Annotated in this window: 19 protein-coding genes; 12 read left to right on the top strand and 7 right to left on the bottom strand. The window is 60.0% G+C overall.

Translation table 11 applies throughout. The features are described 5' to 3' along the window. Positions 1-89 precede the first annotated feature (89 nt). Both HRF49_00590 and HRF49_00585 read left to right on the top strand, forming a co-directional pair. Entirely contained in the window at positions 90-347 is a 258-nt protein-coding gene (locus HRF49_00590; GenBank protein ID MEP0813148.1) for a hypothetical protein, read from the top strand. Then, entirely contained in the window at positions 334-528 is a 195-nt protein-coding gene (locus HRF49_00585; protein MEP0813147.1) for a hypothetical protein, read from the top strand. The genes HRF49_00590 and HRF49_00585 overlap by 14 nt, the downstream gene beginning before the upstream one ends. Before the next feature lie 24 nt (positions 529-552). On the opposite strand, the gene nhaA is transcribed toward HRF49_00585, so the two are convergent. Then, on the bottom strand, positions 553-1,863 hold the full coding sequence (nhaA, locus tag HRF49_00580; GenBank protein MEP0813146.1) for a Na+/H+ antiporter NhaA: 1,311 nt from the start codon (positions 1,861-1,863) through the stop codon (positions 553-555). Positions 1,864-1,963: 100 nt separating this feature from the next. Between nhaA and HRF49_00575 the strand changes: the two genes are divergently transcribed. From HRF49_00575 to HRF49_00565, 3 genes are all read left to right on the top strand, one after another. Next, positions 1,964-2,791: a DNA repair protein RecO C-terminal domain-containing protein gene (locus tag HRF49_00575; GenBank protein MEP0813145.1), complete on the top strand. Its 828-nt coding sequence runs from the start codon at positions 1,964-1,966 to the stop codon at positions 2,789-2,791. Between the two features lie 50 nt (positions 2,792-2,841). After that, positions 2,842-5,787, top strand: coding sequence for a VWA domain-containing protein (locus HRF49_00570; protein ID MEP0813144.1), 2,946 nt, complete (start codon positions 2,842-2,844; stop codon positions 5,785-5,787). Between the two features lie 65 nt (positions 5,788-5,852). Beyond that, positions 5,853-6,269 (top strand): hypothetical protein, encoded by a 417-nt coding sequence (locus tag HRF49_00565; GenBank protein ID MEP0813143.1) that lies wholly within the window; start codon positions 5,853-5,855, stop codon positions 6,267-6,269. 27 nt (positions 6,270-6,296) lie between these two features. Here HRF49_00565 and HRF49_00560 read toward each other — a convergent pair whose 3' ends face one another. After that, positions 6,297-8,039 carry a 4Fe-4S binding protein gene (locus HRF49_00560; protein ID MEP0813142.1) on the bottom strand — a complete coding sequence of 581 codons (1,743 nt, stop codon included), beginning with the start codon at positions 8,037-8,039 and terminating at the stop codon, positions 6,297-6,299. A 125-nt stretch (positions 8,040-8,164) separates the two neighbouring features. Then, the gene (locus tag HRF49_00555; protein MEP0813141.1) at positions 8,165-9,073 is read right to left on the bottom strand and encodes a DUF362 domain-containing protein; all 909 of its coding nucleotides are present in this window, start codon (positions 9,071-9,073) and stop codon (positions 8,165-8,167) included. A gap of 80 nt (positions 9,074-9,153) precedes the next feature. Here HRF49_00555 and HRF49_00550 point away from each other — a divergent pair, with 80 nt between their 5' ends. Then, a complete protein-coding gene (locus HRF49_00550) occupies positions 9,154-9,594 on the top strand; it encodes a tetratricopeptide repeat protein (GenBank protein ID MEP0813140.1) in 441 nt (146 codons plus the stop codon). A gap of 36 nt (positions 9,595-9,630) precedes the next feature. Here the strand turns inward: HRF49_00550 and HRF49_00545 are convergent, their stop codons facing one another. Beyond that, entirely contained in the window at positions 9,631-10,470 is an 840-nt protein-coding gene (locus tag HRF49_00545; GenBank protein MEP0813139.1) for a hypothetical protein, read from the bottom strand. A 345-nt stretch (positions 10,471-10,815) separates the two neighbouring features. Between HRF49_00545 and HRF49_00540 the strand changes: the two genes are divergently transcribed. From HRF49_00540 to HRF49_00515, 6 genes are all read left to right on the top strand, one after another. Further along, a complete protein-coding gene (locus tag HRF49_00540; GenBank protein MEP0813138.1) occupies positions 10,816-14,343 on the top strand; it encodes a fibronectin type III domain-containing protein in 3,528 nt (1,175 codons plus the stop codon). Positions 14,344-14,467: 124 nt separating this feature from the next. Further along, positions 14,468-15,547 (top strand): hypothetical protein, encoded by a 1,080-nt coding sequence (locus tag HRF49_00535; protein ID MEP0813137.1) that lies wholly within the window; start codon positions 14,468-14,470, stop codon positions 15,545-15,547. Positions 15,548-15,627: 80 nt separating this feature from the next. Next, positions 15,628-17,562 carry a TonB-dependent receptor gene (locus tag HRF49_00530; GenBank protein MEP0813136.1) on the top strand — a complete coding sequence of 645 codons (1,935 nt, stop codon included), beginning with the start codon at positions 15,628-15,630 and terminating at the stop codon, positions 17,560-17,562. 70 nt (positions 17,563-17,632) lie between these two features. Continuing rightward, positions 17,633-18,226, top strand: a complete 594-nt coding sequence (locus HRF49_00525; protein ID MEP0813135.1) for a MotA/TolQ/ExbB proton channel family protein — start codon at positions 17,633-17,635, stop codon at positions 18,224-18,226. Beyond that, a complete protein-coding gene (locus tag HRF49_00520; protein MEP0813134.1) occupies positions 18,227-18,661 on the top strand; it encodes a biopolymer transporter ExbD in 435 nt (144 codons plus the stop codon). Position 18,662: 1 nt separating this feature from the next. After that, entirely contained in the window at positions 18,663-19,424 is a 762-nt protein-coding gene (locus HRF49_00515) for a TonB family protein (GenBank protein MEP0813133.1), read from the top strand. A gap of 51 nt (positions 19,425-19,475) precedes the next feature. Here HRF49_00515 and HRF49_00510 read toward each other — a convergent pair whose 3' ends face one another. The 3 genes from HRF49_00510 to HRF49_00500 form a co-directional block, all read right to left on the bottom strand. Next, positions 19,476-19,868: a hypothetical protein gene (locus tag HRF49_00510; GenBank protein ID MEP0813132.1), complete on the bottom strand. Its 393-nt coding sequence runs from the start codon at positions 19,866-19,868 to the stop codon at positions 19,476-19,478. A gap of 36 nt (positions 19,869-19,904) precedes the next feature. Then, positions 19,905-20,834 (bottom strand): 3-hydroxybutyryl-CoA dehydrogenase, encoded by a 930-nt coding sequence (locus HRF49_00505; GenBank protein MEP0813131.1) that lies wholly within the window; start codon positions 20,832-20,834, stop codon positions 19,905-19,907. 444 nt (positions 20,835-21,278) lie between these two features. Continuing rightward, a partial coding sequence (locus tag HRF49_00500; GenBank protein MEP0813130.1) for a YdeI/OmpD-associated family protein occupies positions 21,279-21,596 on the bottom strand: 318 nt, incomplete at its 5' end.

Below are 21,596 nucleotides of genomic sequence, written 5' to 3'. Positions count from 1 at the left end.
GTTTCGTACGTCACGCTTGAAGAGCTTGAACTTGCGCCAGATAGGTTCAGCGCGTTTTCTCGGATTTGCCTGGCGAAATAACCGAGGTCGTGGAAAACAATCCCGAAATTCTGCGACTGAGAGAAGAGTATTTGAGGTCCGGCATTCTCGAACCTGGCTCGTTCAAGGATGCCGAGCATGTGGCGGCCGCGACTTTTGCCGATGTCGATTTGCTGATTAGTTGGAATATGAAGCATATCGCCAATCCGGCCCGGGTCAGAAGGTTCAGCGAAGTGAATGTGAGCATGGGATACCGGTCGATTCCAATTTATACTCCAAAGGTGGTGATGCAGGATGAAATCGGCTAAAGATTTCGACTGCGTACAAATGAAATGGGATATCCAGAAGCGCATCGCCGAGGAAACTAAGGGCATGTCCGAGGCGGACGCGCAAAAATACCTGTGGCAGAAGGTGCTGGATAATCCCAACCTCGGCCCAATCGTGAAGAAGATGAAAAGGTACAGACCGCTGCGGAAAGTTGGTTCGTAAGCGGGATAGGTGGCCGGACCAGCTTTACCCTAGCGGTTCCACTTGCGCCTCTCTCGCCCTCTTCGGGAAAAACCGCACGAGCGAGAGGAACGCGAGTCCCGCGACCGCCGACACGAGCGAGCCGGTCAGTATCCCGACTTTTGCCTCGTCCAGGTGACTCCCCTCGCCGAACGCAAGGCCCGCGATGAAAAGCGACATCGTGAAGCCGATTCCGCACAGAATCGCCGCGCCGTAAATGTGGCGGAACGACACGCCGGACGGCAGCTCCGCGAGTCCGAGCCTGACCGACAGCCACGAGAACGAAAACACGCCAGCCTGCTTTCCGAAAAACAGCCCCAGCGACGCGCCCATCGCGACCGGACTGCCTAGCATGGCCAAAAACTCCCCCCCCACCGCGACGCCCGCGTTCGCCAGCGCGAACAGCGGCATTATCGCGAACGTCACCCACGGATGCAGGTCGTGTTCGAGGTCTTCCAAAAGGCCGCGGCCGTGCATGTGAATTCCCTCTTCTTGCCCGGCTTCCACGTCTGCATCCGCCGCCTCGTGCATGGTTTGCGGATGCCGGCCGCTGCTCGGAATCGTGAGCGCGACAAGCACGCCCGCGACCGTCGCGTGCACCCCGCTGTCAAGCATCGCAAGCCAGCAGATTATTCCCAGTGCTATGTACGGCGGCGCGGCGCGCACACCGACCCAGTTGAAAAACGCCAACAGCGCAAGCGCGGCGAACGCGATTCCCAGATAAGAGAGCGAAAGCTTTTCTGTGTAGAAAATCGCGATCACGAGAACCGCGCCAAGGTCATCCGCGATCGCCAGCGCGGTTAAAAATACCTTGAGGGAGAGCGGCGCGCGCTTGCCCAACAGAGATAGAATCCCCAGCGCGAACGCGATGTCGGTCGCGACCGGGATTCCCCATCCGTGGATTCCCTCGCCTTCCAGATTGAGCGAAACGAAGATGAGCGCGGGGACGATCATTCCGCCGAGCGCGGCGATAAGCGGAAGCGCGGCCTTGCGCGCGCTCGAAAGCTCGCCGGAGAGAATCTCGCGCTTGATTTCGAGGCCTACGACGAAAAAGAAAACGGCCATCAGGCCGTCGTTGATCCAGTAATGCAGCGGCTTGTCCAGCGACCATGGCCCGAGCGCAATCGAAAAATGCGTCTCCCATGCGGCGGTGTAGGTGTCGCCGGTGTAAGTGTTCGCCCAGATCAGCGCGGCGATCGAAGCGAGCAAAAGCAGGATGCCGCCTGCGGCCTCGAGGCGCGCGAATTCCGCGAACGGCCGGGCGAAGTAATCCCCCGCCGAGAGTGCGAGCTTCCTGATTGCATCCCTTTTTCTCATCGTGGTTAAAGCCGGCGGAACGGCCCGAAGTGCAGTATAGGCGAGACGCGGCGATTGCTCAACCGCTTCCGCTGGCCGTCCCGCGTCTATAATCCCCCCCGTGGGCGAATCGGTTTACGGCATCGTTTGCTCGGCGCGGAACTCCGGCGAATCCGACCGCCGCGTAGTGATATTCGGCCCCGATTGCGGAAAGATATCGGCGCTCGTCCGCAGCGCTCGCAAGGAAAAAAGCAAGCTCGCGGGCGCGACGCGCACGTTTTGCGAGGGCCGGTTCCATGTAAATGTGTCGCGCGGACGCGGCGCGGGCGGCGCGGGTCGCGGCGATGCGGCCGCGGTCGAAGCCGCGGGTACGCGCTCCGCGCCGCTTCTTATCGTCTCCGGAGTGGAGCTTCGCAACTCTCACAAAAAGGTGCAGTCCGATATCCGATGCCTGGCCGCGGGCTCGTTTTTTCTGGAGCTTCTCGAATCAGGGCACTGGCCGGAGGATCTTTGGGAGCCGGTATTCCGCCTCACCGTGAACGCGCTGCGCGTTCTGCCCGATGCGTACCATCACCGGCATCTCGCGTGTTTCGTCGAGGCGAAACTGCTGAAGCTCTCCGGCGTCTATCCCGATTTCTCGTCGTGTGCGGAATGCGGCCGGCCCATAGTTGCCGGCGCGGCGGTTGTCGACCGCAAAAGCGAGCACGCGTACCACGACGGCTGCGCGCCCCTCACCGCGTCGGGCAAAATCGCGGGCTACGAAACGACTGCGGACGTCGTATGCGCGCTGTACCGGCTGGCGGACGTAGCGCTGGCGCAATACGATTCGGGCTGGATCGGCTCGGCGCCGCCCGACTCGGTCGAAAAAACGCTCTGGCGGATGCTGGCCGCGATGATGGATGCGCCGCTCAAAAGCCGCCGGTTCCTGGAGGAAGCCCTGGGCTGGTAGCTCTGGTAAACTTTCCGCGTGCGAACCAGCGCAAAAAGCGGTGACAGAGCGTGACTTTCACCAATCCCGCCGCGCTGCTGCTTTTGGTACTCGCCGTTCCGATTGCGCTTTGGGCGCGGGGGAGCTTCAGCCATCAATCGCGCATCCAACGCGCGGTTTCGCTCGCATTAAGGCTCGCGATTCTTGTTATGCTCGTGTTAGCGCTCGCGGGCGCGCGAGCGATGCGCAAGGTTGACAGGCTGGGCGTCGTATTCGTCGTTGATTCCTCGGACAGCATTCCGGCAGCGCAGCGAGACGAGGCGCTGGCTACGGTAGCCGAAACCATAAAAAACAAGCCCAAGGACGACCTTGTCGGCCTCGTGATGGTCGGGCGCGAAGGAGCGATAGATACGTTTCCGACCGGCGCGATCCAGCCGGAAGAGATACTTCGCCCGCAGGTGCGCGTAAGCGGGAACTACACAAATTTGGCGGATGGAATCAGGCTCGCGTTTTCCTCCTTCCCACCCGGAGTGCAAAAGCGCATCGTGCTCCTGACCGACGGCGCGGAAAACCTTGGCGACGCGGTCAGCGAGGCCACGCGCGTAGTGGGCGAAGGAGCGGAGATCGTGACCGTACCGATCCGTCCGGAGTTCGGCGCGGAGGCGGGCGTAGACATGCTGTACGCGCCCGGCAGCGTGGGCGAGGGCGAAACCGTTGGAATCCGGATGATATTTTCCAGCTCGGTCACCCAGAAGGGCCGCGTGATATTGATGACGGACGGCCAGTACACGGGCGAAAGCGAAATCGAGCTGACGCCGGGGAAGAATACGTTTTCTTTTCCGCAGCCGGGGCTCAGTCCGGGGTTTCACTCGTTCGCGGTCGCGCTCGAAGCGGAGCGCGATACGATGCCCGAAAACAACCGCGCGTTCGCGTACACGCGCGTCGCGGGCCGCGCGGGCGTGCTTATCGCAAGCAACGACGCGTCCGACACCGGCGCACTGGACCGCGCGCTCTCCGCGCACCGGATAGAATCGCAGCGGATGACTTCGCGCGGCCTGCCTCTCGATCTCGCCGAGTGGCTGTCTTTCGATTCGATAGTGCTTTCCGCGGTGCCCGCGCACGAGCTTTCCGAGCCGCAGATGCAGCAGATCGCGGCGTCCGTGAAGGACTTCGGGCACGGCCTTGCGATGCTGGGCGATCCGGACAGCTTCGGGCCCGGCGGGTATTACAAGACTAAAATCGAGGAAGCGCTGCCTGTCACGATGGATTTCAAAAAACACGCGCTCTCGCCCAACGTGGCGGTGTGCCTGTTGATCGACCGCAGCGGCTCGATGTCGATGGTTTACAACGGCTACGAAAAACTCGCGCTGGCCCGCGAGGCGTGCATCGCGACAATCGAGGTCACCGAGCCGAGCGATTACATCGGCGTGCTGACGTTCGACAGTCTGCCGATGTGGGTGCTCAAGTTCGCGCAGAACACGGATAAGGAAAAATCGAAGGAAATAATCCGCAGCGTCCAGTCGGGGGGGGGGACGGAAATTTATCCCGCGCTCGTCGAGGCCGAAAAAAAGCTCTCCGCCATCGACGCGAAGGTGAAGCATGTGATTCTCCTGTCCGACGGGATGACCGCGCCCGGCGATTTTTCCGCAATCGTCGGCAAGCTCGTCGCAGGAAACGTGACGGTGTCCACGGTTTCAATAGGCGACGACGCCGACTTGAAATTCATGGCTGACATCGCGAAGGCGGGAAAGGGCAACGCTTATTTCACGGACGATCCGTACGACCTCCCGCGGATTTTCACGCGCGAAACTTTCATGGCGAACAAGGGAACAATAGTCGAAACGCCGTTCAAGGCGGTTCCCTCCGGCTTCCACTCGCTCACTTCCGGAATTGCATGGGAGTCCGCGCCGCAGCTTGACGGTTACGTCGCGACAAGCGCCAAGCCCACCGCGGAGGTTCCGCTTCGCACGCCGCAGTCCGATCCGCTGCTTGCCGCGTGGCGCTACGGCCTGGGGATGAGCGTCGCCTGGACGAGCGACGCGAAGAACCGCTGGGGCGCGCACTGGCTGGGCTGGGAAGGATACGAAAGCTTTTTCAGCGGAATATTGCGCGCGACCAGTGCAGCGGCGCAGAATCCGGGTTACCGCGCCGAAGCAAAACTGGAGGGAGACCGCGGCATCATCACATTGACCGCGCTAGAAGAGCGCGCCGCGGCCGAGCTTCCGACGGACGTCGAGGCGAACGTCGTCGGCCCGGACATGAAATCGCAGACCGTGAAGCTGCGGCAGGTCGCATCGGGTAAATACAGCGGCGAGTTCCCGATCGAGAACACTGGAACCTACATGGTCAACGTCATCGGCAAAACGAAGGACGGCGCGCGGTCGGCGTCCACCGGCCTTGCGGTCAGCTACTCGCCGGAGTACCGCAGGCTGGGGCCGGACGAGTACGTGCTGGGCAGGTTGGCCGCGCTGGGAACGGAGCTTTCGCTTTCGCCGGACGACCTGTTCAATAAGGGCAGGAAGCCCCAGGTCAAGCACGATCCGATATGGGAACTGTTGATTCTGATCGCGGTTTATCTCTGGATTTTGGATATCGCGGTGCGCCGCGTAAGCTGGAGCCGCGAGTACCTTGAAATGGCGGAGGAGGCTTTCCGAAGTTATTCGGAAAGATTGCGCCAGGCGCGAATCAGGCGGGGCGCGCTGCGCGAAAACGTTTCAATCGCGCGGCTCGTCGAGCGCAGCAAAAAGGTGCGCGAGCTTATCGGCGTTTCCAAGCCGCATCCGGGCGAAAGCGCGCCAACCGCCGTCGAGCGCATCGTCCGGACGCGCGGAGAAGGCGGCGCGAGCGCCCCGGAAGCTGAAGGCGGGAGCCCCGCGGCCGTGGAAGATTCGCAGATACCGGAAATAACCTGGCACAAGCCCGTGGACGACGAGGGCGAATTTTCCCGCGCAAGTTACGAGGTTCGCGCGCGCAAGAAGCTTTCCGGACTGCGCCGCCGCGGCGACAAGAAGGACTGAAGCGTACTCCTCTATTTCGCTGCGATTCCGCCGCGGCCGCCGGTTGCCCATGATAAAATCCGGTCGTGTCGGTAAATATGAACGGCTTCAACGTGCCATTCAAATTCAAGCTCGCGTGGGCGCTCGGCGGCTACCTTCAGGCGAAGGGTTACACGTTGACGCACCTGGTGAATCCGAACCCGGTGCGCCTTCCTCCGCCGCCGGCGAAGGGCAACTTCGTCCCTGATCTGCTGGCCAAGGACAAGGCGGGCAACACCGTGCTGGGGATCGCGGTCACGTCGGACGGGATTGCGACGCAGGAAACGAAAGGCAAGCTTATCGAGTTCTCGTCGCGTTTTCACAAGGAAACCAAGCAGCCGGTCGAGTTTTACATCGGGATGTTGAACGATCCGGACGCGGTCACGCTTCTCAAGCGCACGTTCGGCGAAGTGCACATAGACTGGAAAGTGCCGCACATCCACATCGTCAAGCTGACGTTTTAGCCGGGCATCAGCCCTGAATGCTGCTGATCAGCCCTCTCCTTCCATATACCCATATGTGGCCTTCGCTTCCGCAGGGTCCGGCTCGAACGTTCCAAGGCCCGTCGCGGGCGGCTCGCGGAACACACGGATCGCCGCCTGCGAGGGAAGCGGGCACTTGTACTCGCATATCCCGCATCCGGTGCAAAGCTCCCGCAGCACGACGGGGCGTTTCGATAAATAGCGCTCCCCGTCCGGCGTCGCGGCCTCGAACTGCTGCATCACTATCGCCTTATCGGGCGTGGGGCAGTGCTCCTCGCACACGATGCACTCCCTGCGCGAAACGAACGGGATGCACCGCGAAACGTCCACGTAGGCGAGCCCCATCACCGCCTTTTTCTTGTCGTCGAGCGCCAGAGGCGGGATCGCGCCGGTCGGGCAGGCCGCGCCGCACAGGTTGCATTCGTAGTCGCAATATCCCATACGGTTCATCATCCGGGGCGTCCACAGCCCGTCAAGGCCGGCCTCGAAAAGTGCCGGCTGCAGGCCGTTTGTCAGGCACACTTTCAGGCACTGCCCGCACTTGATGCATTTTTCCAAAAACTCGTTTTCGTCCGCGACCCCTGGCGGGCGGATGAAATCAACCGGCAGATTGACCTTTTGATTGAAGAGATTCAGCACGGGATAGGCGACGACCCCCGCGGCGACGCTGCCCAAAAACGCCCTCCGGTCGGTGCCCGGCTTAAGCGCGTTTATCCGCTCGACCTTCAGGCGCAGCGGGTTCTTTTTGGAGTCCGGCGTTCCCTTGCACGACCGGCCGGTGTTGTTGCCCTTGCCGTTGAACAACGCGAGATTTTTCGTCGGAAGGAACGAGATCTTGCGGGTGTCGCACTTGTCAATGCAGTGCATGCAGAACATGCAGTCGGCGGACATGTCCCCGGCGAAGTGGCATTCCTTTTCGCAAAGCGTGCAGGCCGTGCATCCACTGACGAGCCGCCTCCTGAGCGGGGAGAAGAAATAGCTTATGCGCTGAAGCGCGCCCAGCGGGCAGACGTACTTGCACCACCAGCGGCGGTGCTTCTGCTCGATTAGCACGAGAACGAGGACGAAAGCCACGATAAGCAGCGTGTCGGTATACGAGGGAGCGGGGAACTTGCCGAAAAACCGGCTTACCGGATACCACCAGTCCGCGCCGGTGAACCGCGCATCGAACGCGGTATACGCGGCGCGCGCGGGCGCGTCCAGCGCGGGGTAGAGCGCCACGGTGAAAAACTTGAACGCAAGGACGATGGGATCGAATATCCAAACGAGGGGCATTTTGAGCGCCGCGAGCGTCAGGAAAACGCCCAGCAACCAGAGATTGAGCGATGCGGGCGCTTTGTACACGGGTGCGTCGGGCGGCGGAGGTGCGCCGGGAGCGAACAGCTCGTCCGCGGGCGGACGCTTGAGGTTGAACGCGCGGGCGAACCACTTTGAGAACCAGCGGGAGAAATCCAGGATTACGCCGAGCGGGCACATCCAGCCGCAAAACGCGCGTCCGAGCGCGGCCCACCAGATAAGCGCGACTATCGCCCAATTCCAGAGGAATAATCCTTGCCGTGAAAATAGCTGCCAGAGGTGGGTGAGCGGATCGAGGTTGAATACCAAGCGCGGATCGTAAGGCAGCCGGAGCGGGTAGGCGAGCGAAAAGAAAAACGCGGCAAACACCAGGAAACTCAACACCTGGACGGTTCTGCGGACGGGAACCCACGCGACACGCAGCGGCTGCGAAGCCGCGAGCGCGCGGACAGGCAAGGGCGTCTTCCGCCGTGAGACTCCACCGGCTCCCCGAATCCGTCCCACGGGAAGATTGTAGCCGGATAAACCCTCAAGCGCTTGGAAACGGGCTTGATTTGGGAAAATTCATCGCAAGCGGTTTATTACGCCACGTCCTTGACCGCGATGTTTTTCGGATTTATCTCGCCCATTCCGCGGCGGTTCGCCTCGGCGATGAATCCAAAGCTTGAAGGCGCGGTACCGAACAGCTGCGCGCCCAGCGCGTCCGCCTCGACGATGTTCACGCACGCGATGACCGTGTCCTTGCGCTCCACATCGTCAAGGCTGCCGCCTGTGGGGCCGTTGCGCTTCAGGATGCGCGTCGCGTCAACGACGCACAAATGCGAAGGGATCATCATTGCGAGGTCGGGAAGCGCGTCGTGTATCCGCGAATGAAGCTCGCCGCGCTTTTTTATCACTCCCATCAGGTTCTTCATACAGATGGTCAAGCCGGCCAAGCCGTGGTGTTTGAGTATCGGGACGTTGATAAGCACATCGGCGTTGCGCGCCAGTTTGTACACGTCGGTGCCGCCTGTCAGAGCTTTGACGCCGCGTACCGCCGGCACGAGAACGTAGGAATCCCCGCTCAAGTATTGAAGCCGCGCGGCCGAGCCGGACAGCGCCTTCTCGATGCCGCTCTTTTCGTAGCAGACGCGTATGTCATTGCAGGGATTGCAGAAGACGTCGATCTGTGATGCACCGGCTTTTTTGCAAAGGTCAACCAGGCAGCGAACGACCTGCGGATTCGTGTTCGCCGCATATTCCTCCGTGCGCGCCCAGCCGATGTTCGGGACAATCGCGACTTTCTGGCCTTTTTTGACGAATCGCGCCATCCCACCCAGCGCGGCAATCGCTTTTGAAGTGTTCTGGTAAGGCGAACCGCCCCTCGCGCGCGCGGCGTTGACAGTTGCAGCCTCGGCGAAATAAACAAGGTATGGATTAAGCGCGGCCGCGCCGCCGAACGCGGCGATCCCCTTCAGGAACGCGCGCCTGCCAAAATTGGTTGCTCCCATGCGGAAACCTCCCGCGGAGGATGATAGCAGGATTTCACGCCGCGTGCATTCCGACAGTGCCCAGAGGGTATAATCCGTGCATGCTCAAGGCATTTCTCAAGACGATAAGCCGTTGTTCCTCCCGCCTCCACGCTCTCGCGCTCGTGCTCGTTCTGGGTCAGTTCTTCTCGTGCTACAGCCCGCAGATGGCGCATTACCGCAGCGCGCAGAGTCTAGAGGCCGACGGAAAGTACGAGCAGGCCGAAGCCGAGTACAAGCTCGCGCTTGACGCCGCGCCCGATGACGCCGCAGTGCTCCTTGCGCTCGCCCGATTCTACGTCAACCGCGACAGGTTTGAGGACGCCGCCCCGATTTACACTCGGTTCCTGGAGGCGACGGCGGACGAGGCGGTAAGGTGGGAAAAGGCGCGACGGGAAGCCCAGTTTTACATTGACAAAGTCGCCCAGGCCGAGGAAGAAAAAAAACCGAAGAAGAAAGAAAAAAAGCCGCCTTCGGATCCCGATAATCCATACGGGCTGTAAATGCTGGTCGGCGGTTTGGTATCGGTGCGCCGAACGCTAAGGCCGCATCCTAATTCCCGCTTCGCGAACAGCAGATTCGGATTCGAGCCTTCGAGACATGGAGACGCCTGCGATTGCGCCCAGCGCGCCGGCGGCGAAGAACATCGCGAATGCAAGCAACGCAAACAGCGCCATTAACGCCGAGTCGCCTAGAGCAGACTCGAAGCTGCCGGGCACCGCGTCTGCGATGCCGCCCATTTCGGCCGCAAGATATCCGAAATATCGGTATACTTCGACAAAAAGCGCCAGGGAGGGGCCGGCCGCGAACAGCCCCCACCGCCAGCCTCCTTCCGGAAACATCGAGCCCAGCAGAAGCGAGCCGGAAAAGTAAAGCAACGCGAACAGCCAGCTTGCCGCAATCCATCCCGGCACGTCGTCCGTTATGAGAAAATAACCACTGGAAAAAGGCGATTCGGCCAGCCCCTGATGAAGGTACAGCGCGGCAGCACCGACGGCGAATCCCGATGCGGCAACATAGCGCATTCCAAATTGCAAACTCGCGGCGGATGCTCCCAAAACGAGCCCGGTTGCTGCCAACAGGGCGAGCACGCATGCCGAAAGTAAGTCAGCTGATTCGATTCCGCCCGGCGTCATCCTCCACGCCGTGAAAACAAGCGCCGCAATCGGGGCGATTCCCGCGCCCGCAGCGGACCAGATTTGCCCGGGTAGGATTTTCCCCGCAGCGATTCCGGCGAAGAACGAAATCAGGGCGAAGCCGACGGTAATCAGCCCGGCGGCGATTTCGGTGCTCCCCGCAAGCGAATAAGCTATCGCGAAAGCTCCGGCGAGCGGGATACCCGGAACGGCCGCAGTCAGGACGAAACGAATTGCGCGCAATATTGGCACCTCCTCGGAGGATGCCGATCCGGATGGATTGCCCGCGTTAGGATTATACCGAAAAATTCGATTTTAGGCCGTTTATTCACGAAATATCCGCCGGAAAGCGATCGTCATCCAATCAGGCCGTATTGCATTGACGAAATTGATACTGCATTGACGAAATTGATACTGTGAACCTCTCCGACTTCGCGGACGTCTAATCCACTATGGGATATAATGTCTCGTCTGTTGTGGAAATCCGGGCTTTTGGCCCGATTGGGGCGGTCTATGCGCGCTGTTCAGCAAATTTTCGGACTTATTAAAATTGTAACTATCATCGCCGCCTTCGCAATGGCGGCGACCTTGCTTTCGTGCGGCGAAGCCAGCCCTACAAAGGATATTAAGGAGTACGTCCAGCAGGTCGCGCTGCCCGCGGGCGAGCCGTGGACGCCGCTCGATCCGTACAACTTGGATCCGGCGATGGGTGTTCACGCCGAGGGATTCTCGCTTTGGGTGGTGGACGACACCGGCCGCCCGAACGCCGAGCTTACCGCGCTGTATCGGCTCGAACGAAAAACCTTGGCTGACGGCGAGACGATGGTCACGATTTCGGTTCATGGCAGTCCCGGCATCCCGCACAGCCTGCTTTATCTGCGCTACGAATACACCGAATTTTCGCCGAAGGAAACGGCGATTTCGGACTTTTTCGGCAACAAGAACGAGCGGATTTCGATGGTTGTATCGCATACACCGGGACTTGTCTCCATCGGCGTTGCCCGGCTTCACCCGGAGAAAGGCATGCCGACGGGAGACGGGACGGTGGCTACCGTAAGCTTTCTTGCGCAGCCGTTCGACGAAAGCCGAAACCGTGCGCCCGCCAGTGCGCCGAAGGGAGATTGGAACCGTGTAACTACGCTGGTAGCCAATACAAACGCGGGGCTGAACGTGGAGCTTCGATGGACGGAAGTGAACACGGGCGACTACAACAACGACGGCGAAGTGGGAGTCGCGGACATCACGCCCATCGCGCTGCGCTTCGGTAACATCGTCGGAGACGGTGTAGAGGATCACATCGATCGTTACGTGGACGGCGACAAAAGCGAGGAAATCGGCGTTTCAGACATCACTCCCATTGCGGTGAACTACCTTTCGGTCGTGAGCGGATACCGGGTGTACAGGCACCGCGAGGACCAGCCGGGATTCGTTGACCCGTTTATCGGCAGCCAGGGCGGCCCGCTTACGGTTTGGCGCCCGTCGGTTCCCGAGGACAACAGCAGACCGGTATATACGTTTATTGACACACAGGTCGAGGTGGGACAGGGCTACACTTACAAGGTCGTGCCTTACGACACGCTCGCCCTTGAAGAAGGCGTCGAAAGCAATACCGCATACGAATTCGTTACGCCCGCTACGGACACGACCCCGCCGGTATGGGTGGCGGGCACGGGCATAACCAACTCGGTTGCGGCGGACGGGATAATCAAGATTTGGTTCGGGCGCGCCGAGGATGCGGAGTCGCCGCCGGTGCAGTACGTTTTGCGGTATGCGACCTCTCCAATCGGGCAGGCGTCCGACGTGCGGACTATAGTGGGAGTAACCAGCCCGTTTTATTTGGGAAGCGATCCGGGGCACAACATCGTGAATGGTACCGAATATTACATGCTGGTGCGCGCGCGCGACAGCGCGGATCCTTACAACGAAACGAGCAATCCGCCGGACGAGCTGATCGGAAAAGGGCGCGGTACGCCGCAATCGGGCTCGACCGCTGACATTCTGCCGCCGGAATGGGACGATGAAATCGGAATCACGCAGGTACTCTCCGGCGACGGCCAACTTTCGATTTCCTTCGGCAGCGCGACGGACGCCGGTTCGCCGCCTGTGCGGTACAGACTGTATTACGCGCCGGGCAACGGGCCGATAATCAAAGACCAGGCGACGGTCGTCAACGACATTGTCAGCCCGCACTTGTTGACCGGACTTGCGAACGACCAGGTATACAGCCTGCTTGTCACCGCACTGGACGGTGCAACCGTCCCGAACGAAACGGAAAACGTGGAGTTTTCGCTAGGAATGCCTTCAGCAAGCGGCAACCCCGATTTAACGCCTCCGGTTTGGATTGACCAGCCCGGAATTAAGGCGGTGATTCCCGGGGATGGTTCGGCGCGCGTCACTTGGCACGGGGCGACCGATGCGGACACGCCTCCGGTAACTTACAGTGTTTACTGGGAAGAGGACGACGGGACTCCTCCGCTGGATTACGGAGCAGCGGACACCGCAGGCAGGGTGATGCACGGGCTGTCCGGAGAGAGCGCGCTGGTAATCGGACTGACTAACGGCGTCGCGTACCGCTTCGGCGTGCGCGCCGCGGATTCGGCGACGCCGCCCAATCTCACGCAAAACACCAACAGCCTCATCGCCACACCGGAGTCTGGGTTGGATACCGAGCCGCCTATTTGGATTACAACCTCCGGTATCACCGGGGCGGCCGCTCGCAACCAGGGCGCCGACATTTCGTGGGGGGACGCCACGGACGTTTCTAGTCCGCCGGTCACGTTCAACATTTATTGGGAAGAGGACACGGGCAGCGGGCCGGTGGATTTTCTTGCAGCGGAGGCCGCGGGAAGAACCAAGCTTAATGTTTCCGGCAATGCGACCATTGTGACGAACCTGATAAACAACCGGACGTACAGATTCAGCGTTCGCGCGAGGGATGCCGTCGGAAATGAAGATGACAACACCGAGAGCATGACGGTAACGCCGGCGTTTACGGGAAATTTCACGCTCACTACGATTGACAACGTCGGCGATACGGGATTCACGCCGTCCATCGCGCAAGCGCCGGAGGGCTGGCTGGGCATCGCGTACTATGACCAGGGCAACGGAACGCTTAAATATGCTTCGAACGAGTCGGGCAGCTGGGTGACCGAAACGGTTTACACTCCGCCGGTCGGGGAGGTGCACGGTCCGTTCCCGAGCTTGGCATTCGACGCGATGAACCGTCCGCACATAGTTTACTTGGATTGGACGGATACGGGCGACGCGTCGCCGACGACGCGCGTGCTTTATGTTACGAACGACGGCTCGTGGACAAACTACGAAGTGGTGGATCGCGGAACATCGGGCGATTACGACGCGGTGCTGTGCTCGCCGCGGATCGCGATCGGCCCGGGTAACATTCCGGTGGTGTGTTACACGGACGCGACCAATCAAACTTTAATGCGTACAGAAAAGAACGGAAGCAACTGGGAAGAGCTCGAAGTTACGGACAGCTTCGTTCCGGGCGGCTTCCAGTTCCAGGTGCAGGCGTTAAGGGCCGAGCCGGTATATTTCGATCCGGGCGGCGGCCAGACTATAGGCATTGCGTACTACAGCCAAACGGACGGAGCGTCGTTTTCGTACCTCGACCTCGGTCAAGATCCGCCGGCATGGGTTAACGAGGTGGTTGCGGGCGAGGCGGGGGCGGGGCTGTATCTCGATCTCGCACTCGATCTCGCAGGAAAGCCGGTAATGACATTCCAGAATGCTGTTACCGGCAAGCCGATGTACGCGAAGCGCACGGGAGCGGACTCCTGGGAGGTTGAAGACGTTGACGCACCGCGCGCGGGCAACGGATTTTCCACCGCGGTAGGCGTTATCAATTCCGGCGGGACAGGCATAGCCGCCGCCGCGTGGTTCGACCAGAACAATTTGGGCGCCCGCTATGCGATTGACAAGATTGGAGAGCCGGGATTTCTTTCTCCGATGACGGTTGATCCGACCACCGCGGGAACCGGTTTCTTCCTGAGCATGCTTGTGGACAATGTCAATTTCACGCCGGGGCGTGCGTATATCGCGTATACCGCGCCTAACGGAAATAATCGAATGTTAAAGCTTGCTGTGAGAAATTCGTAACAAGGTCGCAAGCCGCATACTGACCCACGGTTCACCGCATTCGCGTGTTATTCGTATCTTGCCGGAGACATTCCGGCCGGCGGGCGACCGCCGATAAATCAAGCTATTTCGGAGGTTACACGCTTTGAATAAGGTGATTTTTGCAATTGCAACGGCGGCCATATTGGCCGCGCTTTCCGCTTGCGGGGGGGGAGGAGGACGAATTCTTCCGCCTCCCGCGGCAACGGGTTCGATTTCCGGGAGCTTCAACGTAAACGGGACGCTGCCCGAGGGCGCGACGTTTCAGGCCCAGCTTTACCGCAACGGCACAGCCGCTCCGGTAGCAACCGCGACGCTGACGCTCAGCGGCACGCGATACGATTTCGAGTTCACGGAGATTTCGCTTGGAACTTACCGCGTGCGGCTGGTCGGAGTTGTAGGGACAAGCCAGATTGCGCTTGCGGAAACCGGAGATATCGTACTCACGGAATCAAGTCCGGATAAGTCGTCCATTACCGCCAACGCGCTTGGCACCGACGGCACGCTATCGGGGTCGGTTAAGGTTGCAGGCGACTTCCCGGCGGACAAGGCCGTTTATATTTACGCTTTCCGCACCGACATAACCCTTCCTCCCGGCCCGCCGGACAACGTCAACAGTTTCACGTTCGATATTACGGCGGAAATGATAGTTGACGGATGGTTCGAGTACGACATCGAAAACATGAGCTACGGCGTGTACCGCGTCCAGCTTCTCGGGTACGATTTCGCCACGCACGAGGTCACGCCTTACGGCGAATTCGCGGATGATATCGTAATCGACGTCAACATGGTCAACAATTCAAACATCCGATTCGCCGCCGGATTCGGAGTCGAACCCCCCACGCTCGACAACGGCGTGATTCGTGGAACAGTGTCGTTCACCGGAACGCCGGATTGGACGATGCCCGTTTACGTAAGCGCGAACACGATCCCCCCCCGTCAGGGCGCGCCCCTCGGAAACTTCGAAATAACCGAGGCCAATTACAACGCCGCTGGAGTGGACTTCGAGTTCACCGGACTGCCCCAGGGCCAGTACAGCGTCTCGATTTTCCAGTACAACTTCACCACGCACAAGGCGACGTATTTCGGCAACTATGAAGGCAACGGCGGGATTGTGGACATCGCGACCAGCGATACGGTAGTCGAAAACGTGGACTTCACGGCCGACTGGTCGCTACTGGAATAAAACCTAATTGATGGCAATTTCGTCCGGATGGGGGAAGCGGCAATGCTTCCCCCTGCCCGGACAGAATTACGGGTGATCTGTTGAATCGCACGATATATGTGTCTGCCGGCGCGCTCGCTATTTTCGCTTCGCTTTGGATGGCGGCTCCTGCCGCCGCGCAGGACGAAGAGTCCCCCCCGCCGGGCGACGAGATAATCCTAGACGACGAATCCGAAAGCGACGGCGAAGTCGAACTCGGCCAGGTGGATGTCGAGGATTCGAAGGGGCAGGGGGGGATCAAAGATGTGCCGACAACGACCGAGATAATCGACCGAGCCGAAATCGAAGAAAGCGGCGCGCAGGACATGCTCGATTTGCTTCGGCGCAAAGTCGGAATGAACGAGAACGATGTTTTCGGAGGAACGAGCATCGGGCTTCTGGGGCTTCCCGCCAAGTTCACGCTGATTTTGCTCGACGGCAAGCGCATCACGGGCCGCGTTTTCGACCAACTCGACGTGAACCAGCTTCCCTTGTCGGCGGTCGAGCGGATCGAGGTAATCAAGGGGCCGTCGTCCACGATTTTCGGAAGCGAGGCGATCGGCGGCGTAATAAACATCATCACAAAAAAGCCGGGGCAGGGTGCATCCGGCGAGCTGCGGGGAAAGGGCGGTAGCTTCGGCCTGCTTACGGAAGGCATCGGAATTTCGTGGGGAGGGGGAGACACCTCGGCGCTGTTCGATTATGAGCATTTCGATTACGATGGTTACGACCTCGACACGCGCTCATTGGACAGCGACGGGGATGAAGAAGATCACGACGCGGTTTTCGCAAAGCTCCGGCACGCGTTTTCGGACGCTTCGCGCATCGAAGTCACCGCGTTGTATTTCGACGAGGTGCGGCGCAGCACGCGGTTCGCACCCCCGGACATCGTTCGCAACGGCGACACTTCGACGGAGCGCTTGCAGCTATCCGCGGATTTCGAGTGGGATACAAATCCGGGCGAAGTTTTACGACTGGGCATCCGCGATGGAAATTTCGACCACGGATACCGCAGCTACTTCGTTGGTTTCGATTCCTCCTCTGCGACTGAAACATCTTTCACCGAAAGCTCGCGCGATTACGAGGCCGAATATGTCTGGTACAAGTCCGAACACATTTTTACGCTTGGCGTGAGATCGTTGAGAGACTCGATCAAAAGCGACCGCGTAGAATCCGGATTCGCCGACTACGATACTACCGTCGCATACGTTGAGCATGAGTGGATCGCGAATCCAAAGTGGACTTGGATTTGGGGCGTGCGGCTTGACGATAACAGCTCCTACGGAAAACAAATGAGTCCGAAGGTCGGGTTCCGTTGGAAGCCGAGTGAGGCGTACGACCTGCGGGCAAGCGTTTCGCGCGGATTCCGAGCGCCGGGACTGCGCGAGCTTTACTTCGATTTCAACAGCCCGTTCGGCTACCGCGTCGAAGGAGACCCGGATTTGCAGCCCGAGACCAGCACCGGCTATCAGCTTACTCTCGAAGCGCGGCCGTACAAAAACGGCCAGACCCGCCTGATTCTGTTCCGCAACGAAGTCGAAAATTTGATCAGTGCGGTCGAGATTTCTTCGTCGCCGTGGCTTTTCCGCGAATCCAATATTGAGAACGCGCTGTCGCAGGGAGTTGAATTCGGTTGGGGCCACAGGCTTTCGTCCGACTGGACGGCTTCGTACGATGCGCTTTACACTGATGCAACCGACGATGATTCCGGATCAAGGCTTCCGAATTCGCCGAAGTGGGATCACCGCGTTTCTTTGGATTACACGCGCGGCGCGTGGAACGCCGAGGCTTTTCTTCGAAGCACGTCAAGCCGGTTCACGGATTCCGCAAACGCGATTGAAGCGCCCGGCTTTACGACGCTCGATTTTCACTTCGGTTACAGAACCGGTGCGTGGAAATTAAAGCTGCATCTGCTTAACGTCACCGACGAGGTTGACCGCAGATACGGGCCGAAGCCGGGATTTGAATGGCAGGCTGAAGCGGTGTTCGCCTTTTAGCGCCGCGTAATTGTGTGCCGATGATAAAATTACCGCCCGCGAAGCCGGGTAATTATCGGGGCTCATATCGGTGGAATGGTTCGAAAAAGGCGGCATATTCATGTGGCCTCTCCTTGCGGAGAGCATCGCCGCGCTGTATTTCATTATCGAACGGTCCATTTTTTTTATGGCGGTTTTGCCGCGCTACCGGCGCAACCTTATGGAGACATGCGAAAGCGACAAGGTCAAGACCGGAGCTGACGGAAATCCCGACGGCGATCCGCTGGTGCGCGAGCTGCTCGCGGCGAAGCGCGACAAGTCGCTGAACCTCGAAAGCGTGGATATCGCGATCGAGGAGCACCTTCGCATCCCGCAGCACGGTCTGACCGGAATCAATATCATCGCCCAGACCGCTCCGCTGCTCGGACTCCTCGGAACGATCACGGGGCTCATCCGCGCGTTCATCCAGATTCAAAACCTGCAGGGCCAGGTGAATCCAAGCGACCTTGCCGGAGGAATCTGGGAGGCGCTTATCACGACCGCCGCGGGATTGTGCATCGCGATCCCGTGCGTCATCGCGTACCTGCACTTCACCCGCCAGGTGGCGAAGCATGAAACCTGGCTGGCCCGCGCGGTGGCGCACGTCGAAAAGGTTTTCCGCAGGATGGGCTGGGAGGTAATTTAAATGCCCCGCCGCCGCATCCGCCGCAAGCCGTTGCCTGAAGCCGGGATAATGATCGCCCCGCTGTTGGATTGCATTTTCATCCTGCTTCTGTTTTTCATGCTGGTCAACCGGTTCCTCGCGCCTTCGATCAACGTGGATTTGCCGCGCAGCGTGAGCGCTGACATCACCGAGGAAAAGGCGCTCAACCTCGCGATAGACAAGGACGCGAATTTGTTTTTGAACCAGGCGCCAGTCGAATGGGAGAACCTCGTCGCGGCGCTGACGACGGCAAAGGAAGAGAGCCATCCCGAAATCGTGCGGATCAAGTCGGATAAGACCGTGCCTATAGAAACCGTGGTGAAGGCGATAGACGCGGTGCGCGCCGCGGGGATGAAATCGGTCGCGCTCGAAACCGCGACGCGGGAGGCGCTGGAAGCCAAGACGGGGGGGGAGTAGCATGCGCCTTACATGGAAAGCATGGGTGCTTGCCGGCAGCGTGGCGTTTCATCTGCTGCTTTTCGCCATTCTGAAAGTGCCTGTGATTCTGGCGCGCTCGCCGCAGGTGGCGCTGATTTTCAATTTCAGCGAGCCGCCGAAAATCGAACAGCCGAAGCCGGAACCGCCAAAGACCAAGCCGCCGAAAATCGAGGAAAAAAAACGCGAAGAAAGGAAGCAGGAGCCTGAAAAGAAACAGAACGAGCCGCCTCCCCCCCCGAAGGCGCCGGAGCCGATGCCTTCGGATCTTGTTGACGACGGCAGGCCGGTGGTAAATCCGGAGCCGGACGGCGTGCCGGAGGGCGAAGCGGGCGGCGTGCCGGGAGGAACGCCCGGCGGAACCGGAACGGCCGAGCCCGCGCCCGCAACTCCGGAGCCGGGGCCGAAACCGGAGCCGCCGCCCGAGCCGGAGAAACCGAAAGTGGACACCGCCGCGATCCTCTCGAAATACACGAGCTCGGTGAAATCCAAAGTTCAGGGCGCGAAGTTCTATCCCGAGCAGGCGAAGCGTATGGAGCACGAGGGCAGCGTCAAGGTGCGGTTCACCGTCACCGCGTCCGGCGGCGTGTCGGGCGTGAGCGTCGCGTCGTCGAGCGGATTCTCCGACTTGGACAGCGCCGCGGTGCAGGCGGTGCAGAACGCGGCTCCTTTTGGAGCGATCCCGGAGGAGCTTGGCAAGTCGTCGCTCACAATGACCGTGACGCTTAACTATAAGCTGAATTAGTTTCCGATTTACGAATGCAGGAGACCTGCGCCGTCGGCCGTAATTGATGCATTATACAGCGGCGGGATTTGCCGGCTTCGCCGCCTTCGGCCCCGTGAACACCCCGGCGATGAAAAGCGCTCCGGCGAGAAGCTGCGGCAGGACTAGCGTGAGTGCGAGGAAAATCTCGTAGTTGCCCCTGAAAAACAGCAGGCAGCCAACCGCGCCCGCCAATAGCAGCAATCCGCCCAGCAATCGGTTGAGCAGAAGCACGGCCAGCACAATGACGATGCCCGCGGGCATCATCAGATGGCCGATCAACGAGCCGGTTCCGTATTCGGCGATCTCGCCGAATCCCGACGCCACGTTGAAGAACATCCAGAATCCCGCCCACGCGCCGAAAACCACCCAGGCGACGATGTGGACGAGGCCAGCCGGCTTGCGGATGCGTTTCCTTTCATTCATTGCAACCTCCGCGCCCGCTTCCGGGCGCACCGCGCGCTACCCCCCGATCCGGTACCGCGCCACGGCGGGATTCACGCCAATCTTGTTCCCCTGCTCGTCGTAGATGTAGAATCCCTTGCCGGTCTTGATCCCGAAGTGTCCGGCTTCAAACAGCCTGGTCAGAAGCGGGCTCGGCCGGTACGCGTCGCCGAACTCCGCCCAGAGGACGTGCGTGATGTAGTACATCGTGTCGAGTCCGACGTAATCCGACGTCGTCAGCGGCCCCATCTTGTGCCCCAAGCACAGCGTCGTCTTGTCGCAGTCCTCCACGCTCATTATCCCTTCCTCGACGACCCGGTACGCCTCGTTGCAGAAGGGGACGAACATCCGGTTGATACCGAATCCTGCCTTGTCTTCCGCCTTGATCGGTTCCTTGCCGAGGTCGCGCGTCAATGCCGTCACCGTCTCGCTCGTTTCGTCGCTCGTCAGGAAACCCCGGATGAGCTCGACGCCCGGCTGCAGCGGCACCGGATTCATGAAGTGCATCCCCATGAATTTTTCCGGATGCGCGTAGCAGGACGCCAGCTTGGTTATCGAAATGCTGCTCGTATTCGAAGCGAGTATGCCGCTGAATCCAAGCTCCGATAGTTCCTTAAATTTCGCGGCCTTGGCCTCGTAATTCTCGATTATCGCCTCGATGATTATGTCGCAGCCCAGAAGGTCCGCCGTAGCGACGCCCGTTTTGAGCCGGCCCTTCGCCTCGGCCGCGGCTTCCGCGGATATTCCCTTCGCTCCGCCGCTTTTCTCGTAGCTCGCGACCAGCCGCTCCAGCGACTTGTGAATCTTGGCCAGCCCCTTGGCGACGACCTCTTCGCTTACGTCGATGACGATCGTGTCGAACCCGCACTGCGCCGAAACCTGCGCGATGCCGTTGCCCATCGTGCCGATGCCGATGACGCCGATTTTCGAAATTCCGCTTGCGCCCATATCTTTCCTCCAGTGGTGTGATTGCGGCGCGGTACCCGCCGCGCCGGGGCGATTATATCACCGCGATTGTGAAATGGGTTACATACAGATTGGATATACCGCCGTTCACCAAAGCCGCGGGCGGGGATTTCACAAGGGGGGCGGCTTTGCCGCCAGTTATTCAGTTGTGAGTTGAGCGTTGAGAGTTGAAAACCTTACCATCACTCTAAACTCTCAACTCTTAACTCTCAACTTCCGCCGTGCGAAGCGCGGGCGGATATTATCCTGTCCACCCGGAACGTTTTTATTATCCCGTCCATGTAGCAGAAGGCCTCCATGTATCCCTTCCCCGCGGCGCTTTAAGAAATTTACTCCCAGCCTGCTTTGCCCTTTGTCCATTGTACTTTGTATCTGGCAATTTCCACTTTGGACCTTGTCCTCTTCACAGGCAGCTGCCTGTCACCGCTACGATTTCCCCGCTCCCGCCAGCACCCCGCCTTTCGATACTTCCGGCTCCGTGCACATATTGCGGTTGAAGCAGCACGGCCTGCGCTTGCCGGTTTCGAGTTTCGAGCAGGCAACCCCGATCCGCTTGCGGCGCGTTTCGGGATTCCCGGTCGAGTTTATCCAGCGGATCCAGTCCCAGCGCGCGGCGGTCGTGACGTCCTCCCACGCGGCCTGCGCCTCCGGGGAGGCCGCGAGCGCGGTTTTCAGATCCGCGGGAACCTCCGGCTCCGGCCATTCTTTCGCCGGCTCGATTTCAACCTCGACGCCGTCCCCAGC

It is taken from the genome of bacterium (assembly GCA_039961635.1).
In the GTDB taxonomy this organism is placed as follows: Bacteria; 4484-113; 4484-113; order JAGGVC01; family JAGGVC01; genus JABRWB01.
This window is presented reverse-complemented; position numbering and strand designations above follow the sequence as displayed.

Excerpts from the sequence above, each read along its gene's own strand:
- HRF49_00585 (MEP0813147.1), top strand. The coding sequence starts at position 334 with ATGAAATCGGCTAAAGATTTCGACTGCGTACAAATGAAATGGGATATC.
- nhaA (MEP0813146.1), bottom strand. The coding sequence starts at position 1,863 with ATGAGAAAAAGGGATGCAATCAGGAAGCTCGCACTCTCGGCGGGGGAT.
- HRF49_00550 (MEP0813140.1), top strand. The coding sequence starts at position 9,154 with ATGCTCAAGGCATTTCTCAAGACGATAAGCCGTTGTTCCTCCCGCCTC.
- HRF49_00510 (MEP0813132.1), bottom strand. The coding sequence starts at position 19,868 with ATGAATGAAAGGAAACGCATCCGCAAGCCGGCTGGCCTCGTCCACATC.
- HRF49_00515 (MEP0813133.1), top strand. The coding sequence starts at position 18,663 with ATGCGCCTTACATGGAAAGCATGGGTGCTTGCCGGCAGCGTGGCGTTT.
- HRF49_00520 (MEP0813134.1), top strand. The coding sequence starts at position 18,227 with ATGCCCCGCCGCCGCATCCGCCGCAAGCCGTTGCCTGAAGCCGGGATA.
- HRF49_00555 (MEP0813141.1), bottom strand. The coding sequence starts at position 9,073 with ATGGGAGCAACCAATTTTGGCAGGCGCGCGTTCCTGAAGGGGATCGCC.
- HRF49_00505 (MEP0813131.1), bottom strand. The coding sequence starts at position 20,834 with ATGGGCGCAAGCGGAATTTCGAAAATCGGCGTCATCGGCATCGGCACG.